The sequence below is a fragment of the Streptomyces formicae genome (assembly GCF_002556545.1).
Lineage (GTDB): Bacteria > Actinomycetota > Actinomycetes > Streptomycetales > Streptomycetaceae > Streptomyces > Streptomyces formicae_A.
Genome location: NZ_CP022685.1, coordinates 7217499 through 7230537 on the forward strand (window position 1 = coordinate 7217499; position 13039 = coordinate 7230537).

At 73.9% G+C, this 13039-nt stretch carries 14 protein-coding genes; 5 read left to right on the forward strand and 9 right to left on the reverse strand.

Going from position 1 to position 13039, the window contains the following annotated elements; translation table 11 throughout:
• The first annotated feature begins 61 nt into the window (after window positions 1-61).
• The 3 genes from hemG (at window position 62) to KY5_RS31530 (ending at window position 2791) form a co-directional block, all read left to right on the forward strand.
• Window positions 62-1525: a protoporphyrinogen oxidase gene (gene hemG, locus KY5_RS31520; protein WP_098245394.1), complete on the forward strand. Its 1464-nt coding sequence runs from the start codon at window positions 62-64 to the stop codon at window positions 1523-1525.
• A gap of 4 nt (window positions 1526-1529) precedes the next feature.
• Window positions 1530-2249 (forward strand): hydrogen peroxide-dependent heme synthase, encoded by a 720-nt coding sequence (hemQ, locus tag KY5_RS31525; protein WP_098245395.1) that lies wholly within the window; start codon window positions 1530-1532, stop codon window positions 2247-2249.
• A 167-nt stretch (window positions 2250-2416) separates the two neighbouring features.
• Complete coding sequence (locus KY5_RS31530) at window positions 2417-2791, forward strand: RNHCP domain-containing protein (RefSeq protein ID WP_098245396.1); 375 nt, start codon at window positions 2417-2419, stop codon at window positions 2789-2791.
• Between the two features lie 54 nt (window positions 2792-2845).
• Here the strand turns inward: KY5_RS31530 and KY5_RS31535 are convergent, their stop codons facing one another.
• The 8 genes from KY5_RS31535 to KY5_RS31570 all read right to left on the reverse strand — a co-directional run bounded on the left by KY5_RS31535 (window position 2846) and on the right by KY5_RS31570 (window position 11044).
• The gene (locus KY5_RS31535; protein ID WP_098245397.1) at window positions 2846-4447 is read right to left on the reverse strand and encodes an alpha/beta hydrolase; all 1602 of its coding nucleotides are present in this window, start codon (window positions 4445-4447) and stop codon (window positions 2846-2848) included.
• A 97-nt stretch (window positions 4448-4544) separates the two neighbouring features.
• Window positions 4545-5318, reverse strand: a complete 774-nt coding sequence (locus KY5_RS31540) for a TIGR04222 domain-containing membrane protein (RefSeq protein ID WP_098245398.1) — start codon at window positions 5316-5318, stop codon at window positions 4545-4547.
• Window positions 5319-5435: 117 nt separating this feature from the next.
• Window positions 5436-6182 (reverse strand): DUF4142 domain-containing protein, encoded by a 747-nt coding sequence (locus tag KY5_RS31545; protein ID WP_098245399.1) that lies wholly within the window; start codon window positions 6180-6182, stop codon window positions 5436-5438.
• A 146-nt stretch (window positions 6183-6328) separates the two neighbouring features.
• Entirely contained in the window at window positions 6329-7435 is a 1107-nt protein-coding gene (locus KY5_RS31550) for a TIGR04222 domain-containing membrane protein (protein ID WP_098245400.1), read from the reverse strand.
• Between the two features lie 4 nt (window positions 7436-7439).
• Window positions 7440-8738: a DUF692 domain-containing protein gene (locus KY5_RS31555; protein WP_098245401.1), complete on the reverse strand. Its 1299-nt coding sequence runs from the start codon at window positions 8736-8738 to the stop codon at window positions 7440-7442.
• 80 nt (window positions 8739-8818) lie between these two features.
• Window positions 8819-9583 (reverse strand): DUF4142 domain-containing protein, encoded by a 765-nt coding sequence (locus KY5_RS31560; RefSeq protein ID WP_098245402.1) that lies wholly within the window; start codon window positions 9581-9583, stop codon window positions 8819-8821.
• A gap of 55 nt (window positions 9584-9638) precedes the next feature.
• Window positions 9639-10286, reverse strand: a complete 648-nt coding sequence (locus KY5_RS31565) for a TetR/AcrR family transcriptional regulator (RefSeq protein WP_098245403.1) — start codon at window positions 10284-10286, stop codon at window positions 9639-9641.
• Complete coding sequence (locus tag KY5_RS31570; RefSeq protein ID WP_234362948.1) at window positions 10283-11044, reverse strand: peptidyl-tRNA hydrolase; 762 nt, start codon at window positions 11042-11044, stop codon at window positions 10283-10285. The genes KY5_RS31565 and KY5_RS31570 overlap by 4 nt, the downstream gene beginning before the upstream one ends.
• 79 nt (window positions 11045-11123) lie before the next feature.
• Between KY5_RS31570 and KY5_RS31575 the strand changes: the two genes are divergently transcribed.
• A complete protein-coding gene (locus tag KY5_RS31575) occupies window positions 11124-12119 on the forward strand; it encodes an ABC transporter ATP-binding protein (RefSeq protein WP_098245405.1) in 996 nt (331 codons plus the stop codon).
• A complete protein-coding gene (locus KY5_RS31580) occupies window positions 12116-12787 on the forward strand; it encodes an ABC transporter (RefSeq protein ID WP_098245406.1) in 672 nt (223 codons plus the stop codon). Before KY5_RS31575 ends, KY5_RS31580 begins: the two co-directional genes overlap by 4 nt.
• A 34-nt stretch (window positions 12788-12821) precedes the next feature.
• On the opposite strand, the gene KY5_RS42305 is transcribed toward KY5_RS31580, so the two are convergent.
• Window positions 12822-13028 carry a hypothetical protein gene (locus tag KY5_RS42305; protein WP_234363245.1) on the reverse strand — a complete coding sequence of 69 codons (207 nt, stop codon included), beginning with the start codon at window positions 13026-13028 and terminating at the stop codon, window positions 12822-12824.
• Window positions 13029-13039 lie beyond the last annotated feature (11 nt).

Sequence of the window (13039 nt, forward strand, 5' to 3'; positions counted from 1 at the left end):
GGTTGCCGACCGGTCCCGATGCGGTCACGGTCGGGACTCGCCGGTCTGAGAGAGTGGAGGCATGCGCGAAACGGACACACGTACGGGGAACGGCCACGCCGTCGTCATCGGGGGCGGGATCGCCGGACTCGCCGCCGCGCACCGCCTGCTCGACACCGCCCCCGGCACCCGCGTCACCGTCCTCGAAGCCTCCGACAGGATCGGCGGCAAGCTGCTCGCCGGTGACATCGCGGGCGTCCGCGTCGACCTCGGCGCCGAGTCCATGCTGGCCCGCCGCCCCGAGGCCGTCGCGCTCGCCCGCGCGGTGGGCCTCGCCGACCGCCTTCAGCCGCCCGCCACCGCGACCGCGTCGATCTGGACCCGCGGCGCCCTGCGCCCCATGCCCAAGGGCCACGTCATGGGCGTGCCCGGCGACGCGTCCGCCCTCTCCGGAGTCCTCTCCGACGAGGGCCTGCGCCGCATCGAGCAGGACCGCGAGCTGCCGCCCACCGAGGTCGGCGACGACGTCGCGGTCGGCGCGTACGTCGCCGAGCGCCTCGGCCGCGAGGTCGTCGACCGCCTCGTGGAGCCGCTGCTCGGCGGGGTGTACGCCGGTGACGCGTACCGCATCTCGATGCGCTCGGCCGTCCCGCAGCTCTTCGAGGCCGCCCGCGCCCACGACACCCTCACGGAGGGCGTCCGCGCCATCCAGGCCCGCGCCGCGCGCAACCAGCAGACCGGGCCCGTCTTCATGGGCATCGAGGGCGGCATCGGCCAACTCCCGCTCGCCGTCGCCGATTCGGTACGCGCGCGGGGCGGCGAGATCCGCACCGGGACACCCGTCACGGAACTGCGGCGCACCTCCGACGGCTGGCAGGTCGTCACCGGGGAGCGGGCGATCGACGCCGACACCGTGGTCGTCGCCGTGCCCGCCTACGCGGCCGCCGCGCTGCTCGGCACCGAGGCGCCCGCCGCGGCCGCCGAGCTCGCGAGCGTCGAGTACGCCTCCATGGCACTGATGACCCTCGCGTACCGCCGCAGCGAAATCGACCTCCCCGAAGGCAGCGGTTTCCTCGTGCCGCCCGTCGACGGGCACACCATCAAGGCGTCCACCTTCGCCTCCCGCAAGTGGGGCTGGATCGCCGACGAGGACCCCGACCTGCTCGTCCTGCGCACCTCGGTCGGGCGGTACGGGGAGACGAAGATCCTGGAGCGGGACGACGCCGGACTCGTCGACGTGTCCTGGCACGACCTGCGCGAGGCCACCGGACTGACCGCCACGCCCGTCGCCACCCGCGTCACCCGCTGGCACGACGGCCTGCCGCAGTACCCCGTCGGCCACCACGCGCGCGTGGCCCGCGTCCGCGAGCACGTGAGCAAGCTGCCGGGGCTCGCGGTCTGCGGAGCGGCGTACGACGGAGTGGGCATCCCCGCCTGCGTCGCGAGCGCCCACGCGGCCGTCGACCAGCTGGGCGGTGACCCGGCCGGTGTGCAGGAGCTCACCGCCAACCCGGTGCAGAGTCTGCACGGCGGCGGAGGAGAATAGGGCCATGAGTGACGACGCCCCCGCCAAGACCCCCAACGCAGGCAAGAAGGCCAAGGACCTCAACGAGGTCATCCGCTACACCCTGTGGTCCGTCTTCAAGCTGCGTGACGTGCTCCCCGAGGACCGCGGCGGCTACGCCGAAGAGGTCCAGGAGCTGTTCGACCAGCTCGCCGCCAAGGACATCACCGTCCGCGGCACGTACGACGTGTCGGGGCTCCGCGCCGACGCGGACGTCATGATCTGGTGGCACGCCGAGACGTCCGACGAGCTGCAGGCGGCCTACAACCTCTTCCGCCGCACCAAGCTCGGCCGCGCCCTGGAGCCGGTCTGGTCGAACATGGCGCTGCACCGCCCCGCCGAGTTCAACAAGTCGCACATCCCGGCCTTCCTGGCCGACGAGACGCCCCGCGACTACGTCTCGGTCTACCCCTTCGTGCGCTCCTACGACTGGTACCTGCTGCCCGACGAGGACCGTCGCCGCATGCTCAAGGACCACGGCATGATGGCCCGCGGCTACCCCGACGTGCGCGCCAACACGGTCGCCTCGTTCTCGCTCGGCGACTACGAGTGGCTGCTCGCCTTCGAGGCCGACGAGCTGTACCGCATCGTCGACCTGATGCGTCACCTGCGCGCCTCCGAGGCCCGGATGCACGTGCGCGAAGAGGTGCCGTTCTACACCGGCCGCCGCAAGGACGTGGCGGAGCTGGTGGCGGGTCTCGCCTAGCCGGTAATTCGGTTGCCGGGCCCGTCCGGTGCGGGTTTCATCGAGAGGTCGGGCCGACTGGGGCCCGGCCTCTCGTGCGTGGACAGAAAGCCGGTGTTGTATGCCCAGGGCCCTGCGGAATCTCTCGAATTCACCCCATTCCGCATCGCTCAGGAGTTCCTTCCACCATGTCCCGCAACACTTCCAGGCGGGCGCGCACTGAAGCACGCGCCCGGTCCTTCCGCTGCCTGCACTGCGGTCTCGACGTCCCGATGACCGCACCGGGCACCAGCCATCGCAATCACTGTCCGAACTGCCTGTGGAGCCGTCACCTCGACGACACCCCGGGCGACCGGGCGGCCGACTGCGGTGCCCGGATGGAACCCCTCGCCATCTCCGTCAAGGGAGACGGCGAATGGGTCCTCGTCCACCGCTGCGTCCACTGCGGCGTCCTGCACGCGAATCGCACGGCGGGCGACGACAACGCGTTGCCGCTGACCCGTCTTGCGGTGCGGCCACTCGCACAGGCCCCGTTCCCCTTGGAGCGGCTCGGGGCCCTGTAAGGGGCGCGGGGAACTGCGCGACCAGCCACAGCGGACGCGCGGCCGCCGACGGGGCTAGACCCCCTTGGGAAGATCGGCGGCCCGTTCTCCTGACAAGGGCTTCGGCTCCCGGTGCGGTGCGCATTCCGCGTGCCGTTCCGGGAGGCGGCCCTCCAGGAGATACGCGTCCAGGTGGCCGTTGACGCACTTGTTGGGGCCCGCGGCGATGCCGTGCGTGCCCGCCCCCTCCTCGGTCACCAGGACCGAGTCCCGCAGCCTGCGGTTGAGTTCCCGCGCGCCCTCGTACGGGGTCGCCGCGTCCCGCTCGGCGGCCAGGATCAGCGTCGGGGGCAGCGCGCCCTTCGCCGTGCGCACGTCCACCGCCTGCTGCCGGGGCGCGGGCCAGTAGGCGCAGGGCAGGTTCATCCAGGCGTTGTCCCAGGTCTCGAACGGCGCCACGCGCGCGAGGTCGGAGTTGTCGCGGTCCCAGACCCGGAAGTCCGTCGGCCAGGCCGCGTCGTTGCACTCGACGGCGGTGTAGACGGCGTTGCCGTTCTCCTCCTCCGCGGCGCCCTTCGGCTCCGGTGCCGCCTGCTCGATCAGCGGCTTCGGATCGCCCTTCAGATAGGCGGAAAGGGCCGAGGCGCGCGTCGGCCAGTAGTCGTCGTAGTACCCGGCCTTGAGGAAGGCGGCCTGGAGCTGACCGGGGCCGACCTTGCCGCCGGCGGGCTTGTGGGACAGCTCCGCGCGGACCTTCTCGTAGCTGCGCAGCACCTCGTCGGGCGTCCCGCCCAGGTGGTACACCTTGTCGTGCTTGGCCACCCAGGCGCGGAAGTCCGCCCAGCGCCCCTCGAACGCCATCGACTGTTCGAGGTTGTTGCCGTACCAGATCTGCGAGGGCTCGGGGTTGACCGCCGAGTCGAACACCATCCGCCGCACGTGCGAGGGGAAGAGCGTCGCGTACACCGCGCCGAAGTAGGTGCCGTACGAAGCGCCCATGAACGTCAGCTTCCGCTCGCCGACGGCGGCCCGCAGCACGTCCAGGTCACGGGCGTTGTTCAGCGTCGTGTAGTGCCGCAGGCCCGGATTGCGGGTGCCGCAGCCGCGCGCGTACGCCTTCGCCTGCGCGACGCGCTCCCGCTTGTACGAGGCGTCGGGGTGGGTCGGCGCCTGGGTGGGCGCCTTCACGTACTGCTTGGGGTCCTGGCAGGTCAGCGGCGCCGAGCGGCCCACCCCGCGCGGGGCGTAGCCGACCAGGTCGTACGCCGCAGCGATGCGCTTCCACTCGGGCAACACGCCCACCAGCGGGAAGTACATGCCCGAGCCGCCGGGGCCGCCCGGGTTGAAGACGAGCGCGCCCTGGCGCGCGACCGCCTTGCCCGCCGCCTTCTTCGTGGCCTTGGTGCGGCTGACGGTCAGCTTGATCTTCTTGCCGTCGGGGTGCGCGTAGTCGAGGGGCACCGTGACCGTGCCGCACCGGACGGACGGCGGGAGGCCCTCGGCCTTCGCGCAGGTGCCCCAGCGGATCCCGGCGGCCTCCGCGCGCTGGGCGGCGACGGCGGTGCCGCGTGTCTCGGGCGACGGCGGAGCGCCGCTCGCGGAACCCGCGGGGGCGGCGACGAGGGCGGTCAGGACCAAGGATCCGGCGGTTCCGTAGCGGGCGGCTGCTGCTCTCATCGCGCTTCTTACCCCTTTTGTTCGGCGGCACTACTCGAACAAAAGGGATACTTCGTGCGGCAGTTGGCGAAGTAAAGCACCGGCCCGCCGTGTCGGCTCAATGACCCCGTTGCGCCGTATCAGGCCGGGACCGGTGCCCGAAGGCCGCCCGCAGGCCGGGGTCGGGCAGGGCCCGGACGCCGCGTACGGCGACGGTGGTCAGCTCGTCGCGGGCCGCGGGCAGCGCGCCGAGGAGCCGCTGCCCCGCGGGGGAGGCCCACCGCGTGTACGGGTGGACCTCGATGCGGGCGATGATGAGGCACCCCACGCAGAGCATCAGCGGCAGCGAGAACCAGATCGCCACCGGGACCTGCCCCGAGGCCGCCCGCCCCTGGGTCGGCATGCACACCGCGAGGGCGCCGAGCGCGAGCACCGCCACCGTCGCCGCGCGCACCTGCCGCGCGGCGGCCGCGACGCCCGTGCCCGCGCTCTCCGGCACAGCGAGTCCGGCCGCGACGAGCCGCTCGCCGAGGGCGCGCACCGCGTCGGCGGTGGCCGCGCCCTTGCGTATGGGCGCTATCCGCGACTGGCCGTCGGGGCCGATCGCGCCGAGCACCGAACGCTCCACCTCGTCGCGGCCGACCGGGTCGACGACGGTCGCCCACCCGGTGTGCGCGATCAGCAGCCGACGCGCCCCCGCCATCGCGACGAGCGCCACATCGGCGACCCGCGAGGGGCCGCCGGAGAGGAAGGCCGTCTCGTAGAGGGTCAGCTCGTGGCCGCGGGGCGCGGCCCTCTCGTGGGTGGCGGCGCGGCTCGCGGCGAGGCAGAGCCTGCCGCAGGAGAGGCCGGTCGCGGCCCAGGCGAGGAGGAGAAGGGGCAGCCAGAACATGGCGGATTTCTATGCGAAGGCGCTGCGCGGCGCCACGGTGTTTTCACTATGTGGACAGCGGGTGACGGGTGGGTAACGTTCCGTTTTTCCGTCGAGGGGGGCGGGACGGGGAGCGGGCTACTTGTCCGGCTTCGGGCGCGAGGCCGCCGGGGGGAGCGAGAACGTCGGTGACGGGGTGACCGGTGCGGCGGGGGACGGTGTGGCGGTGGGGCCCGGTGGGGCGGGGGAGCGGGTCGCGGGGGCCTGGCCCGTGGCGGCGTCGCGCGCGAGTCCGTCGAAGTCGACGAGGCCGGTCTTCTCCAGGACCTTGATGTGGTCGAGGACGGTGGTGTTGGCGTCGTCGGCGAGGGCGCGGACCAGCGAGTTGCGGGTGCTCGCGCGGACCTCGGCCACCACCGAGAAGACCTTGCCGTGGGCGCGGCGCAGGATGTTCGCGAAGTCCTCGTCGTACGTCTGGCCGTGCGCGGCGCTCAACTCGGCGAGCCAGCCGCGCTGTTGGGGATTGGGCTGGCTCGGCAGTTCGAGGCTGAGCCGGGCCGCGACCTCGCGTACGCGCGCGTCGAGGAAGGTGTGGCCCTCGACGAGGTGCTCACCCGCCGTGCGCACGGCCTTGGTGGTGCCGCGCTCCTCGGCCTGCTGTCCGGCAGGGAGTTCCCACAGGCCCGCGAGGCGCACCTTGGTGATGAACTCCCGGTCCAGGGCGGACAGCGGCCCGAAGTCGGTCGACACGGTCTCCGCGTTGAGCCTGTCGAGGGTGGTGCCCGAGCGGTCCTCGTACGACCAGAGGGGGAAGAGCAGGGCAGCCAGGGTCGCGACGAGCCCCGCGACGACGAGACCGGTGCCGTTGATGGATCGGGATCGCATGGTGCCTCCTGTTGCGGCACCGCACGTTAGTGCGCGTGGGGTGGGGTGCGTTCCCTTACGCCCAGGAGTACGTCAACTGCCGTACGGCGGCGACCGGTCGGCGGTCCCGGCGTGCGCCCTCGGAAGAGGGGAGGCCGGACTGCTCATCATGACCCGCCGCCGCAGGAGGATCCGCCCCCACCGCAGGAGGATCCGCCTCCTCCGCCGCCGCAGGAGGATCCGCCGCCTCCGCCACAGGAGGAGCCGCCACCTCCGCCGCACGACGAGCCGCCGCCCCCGCCGCAGGACGAGCCCCCACCACCGGAACACGCCGAGCCCGCGCCGCCGGAGCAGGTGAACCCGCCGCCCCCGCCACCGCCGCCCGACCCGCACCACGTGGGCGTCCCGCTGTTGCCGCTCCCCGCATTCGTGCCCTGGTACGGAGCGGGGTACGTCCCCGCCGCGGTCACCGCGGGGACCCGGACCCGTACGCGGGCCGCGGCGACCAGCTGGGCCCGCAGATCGGGGTGGGCCGCGGCCAGGCCGCGGGTCGCCACCAGGTGCGCGGCGCCCGTGAGATGGCCCGCCGAGCCGACGTACTCGCGCAGCGCGTACTGCCCGGCGAGCGTGAGCTGCTTCGAGCTGACGGACAGGCAGATCAGGCCGCTCACGACGCCGAAGATCCCGGCGGGCAGCAGCATCGCGATACCGTCGCCCACCGAGTCCGCCGACCCGCTCGCCGCGCTGTCACCGGCGTACTGCGCCACCGTCAGCATGCCCGCCACCACGAACCCGAAGACGCTCAGGAGCACCTGTACACCGGCCCGGCGCCGCCACTTGTCCTGCCGCCCAGGACGCACGACGAGGCCGCGCCCCGCGAGCGCCTCGCCCGTCTCCTGCACCGGCAGGCTCCGCATGACGGCCGTCCGCAGCCCGTGCAGCGCGCCGCTCGGCCCCGCGGCGTACGCGTCGATCACCGCCTGCTCGCCCGCATTGCGCGCCGTCGGCCGGGGAATCCCGACGACGCCGGGGCCCGCCACGACCAGACGGCCGTCCTCGTGCAGACCCGCGATCAGCGCGTCGGCCACGCGCGCCGGGCCGCCGGAGAGGAACGCGGCCTCCAGGGTGCCGCGCACGTAGACGCCGTGCTCGGCATCGAGCGGCGGCCGCGTCCGGTGCGGCGACCAGGTGCGCCGAGCAGCGGCCAGGCCCCGGATCAGTTCCGCGGCGCACAGCGAGATGACCACCGTGTACACCACACCCGCGATGCTCATGCCGTCACCGCCCGAGGAGTACGCGCCGGGTGGCCCGTCGCAGCCGTGCGGCGGGCCGCAGGGACAGCGGCGCGGGGCCCGAACGCTCCAGCCACCAGTCGCTCAACTCCCGGCGCGCCTGCGCCTCTTCGGGCCGCCCCGCGAGCAGCAGGTGCTCGGCGAAGGTCAGCGCGTCGTGCCGGTAGCCACCGGTCATCGGCCGGGACCTCGCGTACTCGACGAACGCCGCGCGGTAATCCCCGCCGAGGATCCCCGGCAGCTCGGGCGCCACCTTCGCCACGACGTCGGCCCGCTTGGCCGCGAGCGCGTGGCTCTGCACCCGCAGCCGCGCGTGGTCGAACCCCTCGGGCGCGGGCGTCCCCGCCACGAGCGCGGAGAGCAGCGCGGCCTGCGCGAGCCCGGTGCGCTGGCGCGCGTCCGGGGAGGCGGGCGCCGGGTCGGCGGTGGTGGACTCCGCGCCGGTGGCGGCGGCCGGTGCGCCCGCGGTCGTGAGCGTCTCCCGGATCGCGGTCAGTTCGCGCTCCAGCTCGGCGGGTGCCGGAAAGTTCTCGTCGCGCTCCAGGAGGACACCGGGCGGGCTCACCCGGGACGCGAGGTCGGCGAGCACGGCGAGCACGGCATCGGGCACCGGGTGCGCGTGGCTGTCGTGCCAGACGCCGTCCCGCTCGAAGCCGCCCGCGACGTGGACGTACGCGATGGCCTCGACCGGCAGTTCGTCGAGGGCCTTGGCCGGGTCCTCGCCGCGGTTGACGTGGTTGGTGTGGAGGTTGGCGACGTCGATGAGCAGCCGTACGCCCGTGCGCTCGACGAGCTCGTACAGGAACTGCCCCTCCGTCATCTCCTCGCAGGGCCAGGAGATCAGCGCCGCGATGTTCTCCACGGCGAGCGGCACGGGCAGCGCGGCCTGCGCGATGCGGACGTTCTCGCACAGCACGTCGAGCGCGTCACGGGTGCGCGGCACCGGCAGCAGGTGCCCGGCCTCGAGCGGCTGCGTCGCGGTGAGCGGACCACCGGCCCGTACGAACGCGATGTGCTCGGTGACGAGCGGCGAGCCGAGCGCCTCGGCGCGCTCGGCCAGCGCCCGCAGCCTTCCCTCGTCGGGGCGGTCGGCGCCGCCGAGCCCCAGCGAGACGCCGTGCGGCACCACGGTCACCCCGCGCTCGCGCAGCCGCACCAGCGAATCGGGCAGGTGCCCCGGGCAGACGTTCTCCGCCACGGCCTCCACCCAGTCGATGCCGGGCATCGCCTCCACGGCGTCCGCGATCTCGGGACGCCAGCCGATTCCGGTGCCCAGATGCCTCATGTCGCTCCCCCTTCGTCCCCCGTTGCCAGGACCATGGCCCCGACCGTGCGGATCGAACCCCGGGGAGGAGACGTTCAGAGCTACATTTGAGGTTCCGGCCGCCCGGTCTCGATCCGGCCGGGAGGCAGGGGCGAGGGGCGTGACGTGGTGGACACGTCGCCGCTCGGGCCCGCGGGGGAGGGGGCGGGAGGCGTCGCGCCGGACGGCGGGGGAGGCCCGGTGGGGCTCGCCGTGGAGGTGGCCGCGCCGTTCGCGATCCCGTCGAAGTCGACGAGCCCGGTCGCCTCCAGCATCGTGATGTGGTCGAGGACGGTCTGGTTGGAGTCCGTGGCGAGCTGGCGGACCAGGGAGTTGCGGGTGCTGTCGCGGACCTGGGCGATGACGGCGAAGACCTTCCCGTGCGAGGCCCGCAGCAGGTTCGCGAACTTCCGCTGGTACGTCTCGCCGCTCGCGTCCGTCAGCTCCTGGAGCCAGCCGCGCTGCTGTGCGGTGGGCTGGCTCGGGAGTTCGACACCGAGCTGCGCCGCGGCCGACCGCACGCGCCGGTCGAGATCGGTGTGGCCGACGATGAGGTGGTCCCCCGCCTCCTTGACCGCCTCGGTCGGCGCGCGCTCGACGGCCTGCTGTCCGGCGGGGATCTCCCACAGACCGGCGAGCCGCACCTTCACGAGCAGGTCCCTGTCGGCCGCCGACAGCGGACCCCAACGGGTGGGCACGGACCCCGCGGCCAGGTTGGCGGGCCCCGTGCCCGAGCGGTCGGCGTAGGACCACACGGGGAACGCGATCGCCCCCAGCGTGGCCACGAGTGCCGCGATGATCAGAGCCGTGCCGTTGACGCGTCGCAAGGTGCCTCCCGAATCGCCGTGGTAGCGGGAGATACGGAAGGGACAGGCGATGCGTTCAGTGCGGCGCGGGCACCAGTGCCGGATCCGTCGCCGCCGCGCGCAGCCGCGCGGCGATGGCGGTGCTCGCCCAGCGGTAGGCCCGCGACTCGTCGTGCAGCACCGAGTGCGCGTTCGCCGTCTCCATGAGGGCGATGCACTCGAAGGCGAGCTGGGGGAGGTCCGTGTCCGCATGCAGTTCGGCGGCGTCGACGGCCTCGGCGAGCGAGCGCTCCATCAGCTCGCTCCAGTCGCGGTTGGCGCGGACGAGCGCGTCGTGCACCGGGCCCTCGCGGGCGTCGAACTCGGCGATCACCCCGTAGAAGAAGCAGCCGCCGGGGAAGACGCGCTGCTCGGAGTAGTCGAGCCACGCCGTGCAGAGCCGCCACACGCGGGCGACGCCGGGCGGGGTCCGCAGGGCGGGTTCCACCACCGTGTCCAGATAGATGCGCCCGGCGGCCCGCACGGTCGCCAGCTGCAACTCCTCCTTGGAGCCGAAGAGCGCGAACACGCCGCTCTTGCTCAGCTTCAGCTCGGTGGCGATCCGGCCGAGCGACAGCGCGTCGAGCCCCTCCACCGAAGCGACGTCGACCGTGCGCCGCAGCACCAGGCGGCGGGTCTGGTTGCCGCGCTCGACCCGGCCGTCGAGCCGGGTGCCGCCCGTCACGCCCGTGCCGTACGCAGGGCGGGGTGGTCGGCGACCACCGTGCAGGAACCGGGGGCGATCTCCGTGAAGCCCGCGTCGCGCACCACCGGCAGCCCGCTCGCGGTGAGTTCGCGCCAGCGCGCCGCGTCCGGCGTGCGCACGGACAGCGGGAAGCCCGCGTCGCGCCACGCGGTCCGGTCCGCGTCCGACAGCTCCCACCAGGCCAGCTGGGCGCCGTGACCCGCCTGGGCCATCGCCTTGCCCGCCGACATCTCGACGTCGGGGCTCATCCAGAGCACGGGGTGCGCGCTGTCCGCGCCGGGCGGCGGCTCCGGGTCGTCGAGCTCGGTGCCCGAGACCTGGAGCTTGACCAGCTCCTTGGGCCAGCCGTCGAGCGGCACCGGCGGGAAGACGCGGACCTCCGCCGACTTGCCCGTGACCGTGATGCCGGGCAGCGTCTCCGCCCGCCGCCACTCGGCGCCTCGGGCGCGCCTGACCACCTTGCGGATCCGGGCGTCCTGCCAGTCGCGCACGGCCTGCGCCCACTCGCCTTCGCCGACGGAACGCTCGTCGCTCAGCAGCACGAGGACGGCGCGGGCCGCGGTCTCCAGGGCGTCCGTGCGGGCCGGGGGAGCGGCGCGTTCGATGCGGGCGACGAGGGGCAGCACGAACTGCGGGGCCTCGTCGCGCGAGGTGTTCTCGTGCCGGAAGGGGCTGTCCGCCGCGCTCGGGGCGTCCGGGCCCTGCGACGCTTCGGGGTGGGTCTTGTCGCTGCTCACGCGTCCAGTCTGCCAGGCGGAAGATCGGCCGTACCTGGGATTACTCCTCGCGCGAAGGGGCGTGCGCGAGGATGACCGCATGGAACGTGATCTCGCGATACGGCTCGACGGGGTGGGCAGGCGCTACGCCCTGCGCGGTCCCTGGGTGCTGCGCGGCGTGGACCTCGGCATCGGCGCGGGCACCCTGGTGCGGATCGAGGGCGCCAACGGCACGGGGAAGTCGACCCTGTTGAGACTCCTCGCGGGCATCGACGCACCCTCGGAGGGGCGTCGGGAAGGGCGCCCGCGCACGGCGTTCGTCCCCGAACGCTTCCCCGCGTCGCTGCCGTTCAGCGCGGTGGGCTACCTGACGCACCTGGGCCGCGTGCACGGCCTCGCGCGGGGCGCCGCTGAGCGGAGCGCCGAACAGTGGCTGGAGCGTTTCGGCGCGGGCGGTTACGCGCGTACGCCGCTGGCGGAGCTGTCCAAGGGCAGCAGCCAGAAGGTCGCCGTGGCGCAGGCCCTGCTCGCCGACCCCGAACTGCTCGTGCTCGACGAGGCGTGGACGGGCCTGGACGCGGCGGCCCGCGCCGAACTCGACCGCGCCGTGGCCGAACGGCGGGCGGCCGGGGGTGCGGTGGTCTTCGTCGACCACGATCCGCGGCGGCTCCTCGGGGCGACGGACGAGACGTACGCGGTGGTGGGCGCGGCGCTCAACCGCCGTACGGAGAGCGGTACTTGGGGTGAGGGGGAAGGCGGCGGCAGCGCGGCGCCGCCCGCAGGACCCACCGTCGTCATCGAGGCGCAGGGGCCGCTGGGCGCGGAGCTGCCGCCGTCCGTCGCGTCGGCGGTGACGGGTATCGGCGAGCCGACTCCGGAGGGAGTGACGCGGCTCTCGGTGCCGGAGAGCCGTTCCGACGTCGTACTGAAGGAACTGCTCATGGCGCGGCCGCCCTGGCACGTGGTGACGGTGGGCGGCGCGGGGCCGACGGTGTCGTCGGCGTCGGCGTCGGCGTCGGCGTCGGATTCGGCATCGGCATCGGCGTCGGCTTCGGTGTCGTCGTCCCTGTCGGTGGACGGGGGTGAGCCTCGATGAACGCGCTGCTCCACTACCAGCTCGCGCTGCTCGCGCGGTCCCAGCGGTGGCTGCCGCCCGTGATCCTCTACGCGGTCTTCCTCGCCGTCGGCGTGCAGGGCGGCCAGCCCGTCCTGGACTCGCTCGCGTACGCGGCCGCCGCCCTGCTGCCGGTGGCCGCCTGGCTGGTACGGATCTGTGCCACCAACGAGCCGCCCGCGGCGCGCGCTTGCTCCGCCGCCGCGGCGGGTCCCGGCCGCGCGCACCTCGCCTCGCTGCTGGCCGCGCTGCTCGCGACGGTGGCGCTCGGCGCGTTCGCGGTCCTGGTGGTGACGGCCATCAGCGACGCGTCGAGCACGGACGCGCGGCACGTGGTCCCCCGGCTGCCCTCGGCCGCGGCGGGTCTCCTCGCGATGCTGGTCAGCGCGCTCATCGGCACGGCGGTCGGCGCGCTCACCAACTGGCCGCTGCTGCGCTCGGCGGGGCGCGCCGTCCCCGCGCTGCTGCTTCTGGCGCTCCTCGCCCTGGTCACCACGGGTTCGCCCGCGAAGTCCGTCCTGACGGATCTGACGGCGGGTTCGCGGGAGGGGGTGGTACCGGTACCGGTGGGCGCGCTCGCGGGGGCGGGTGCCGTCGCGGTGGCGGCGCTGTGGGCGGCGTGCGCGCTCAGTTCGCGGCGGGGCGGGTAGGGGCGCGGGTTCCTTGACGGCCTGCCCGGGCTCCTCAGCCCGAGCAGGCAGTGCGCTGGGCTTCCTGCCACTCGCAGACGGGGCAGAGGGTGATGCCCTTGTGGGACTCCGGGTACTCGGTGGGCGCGCGGCACAGGACGCACTCGGCGAGGGGCTCGCCGCTTCCCGTACCCACGACTTCGCCGGTACCCGTACCTGCACCTGTACCCGCACCCGTACCTGTACCCGTACCCATGCTCATGAAGTGCTCAT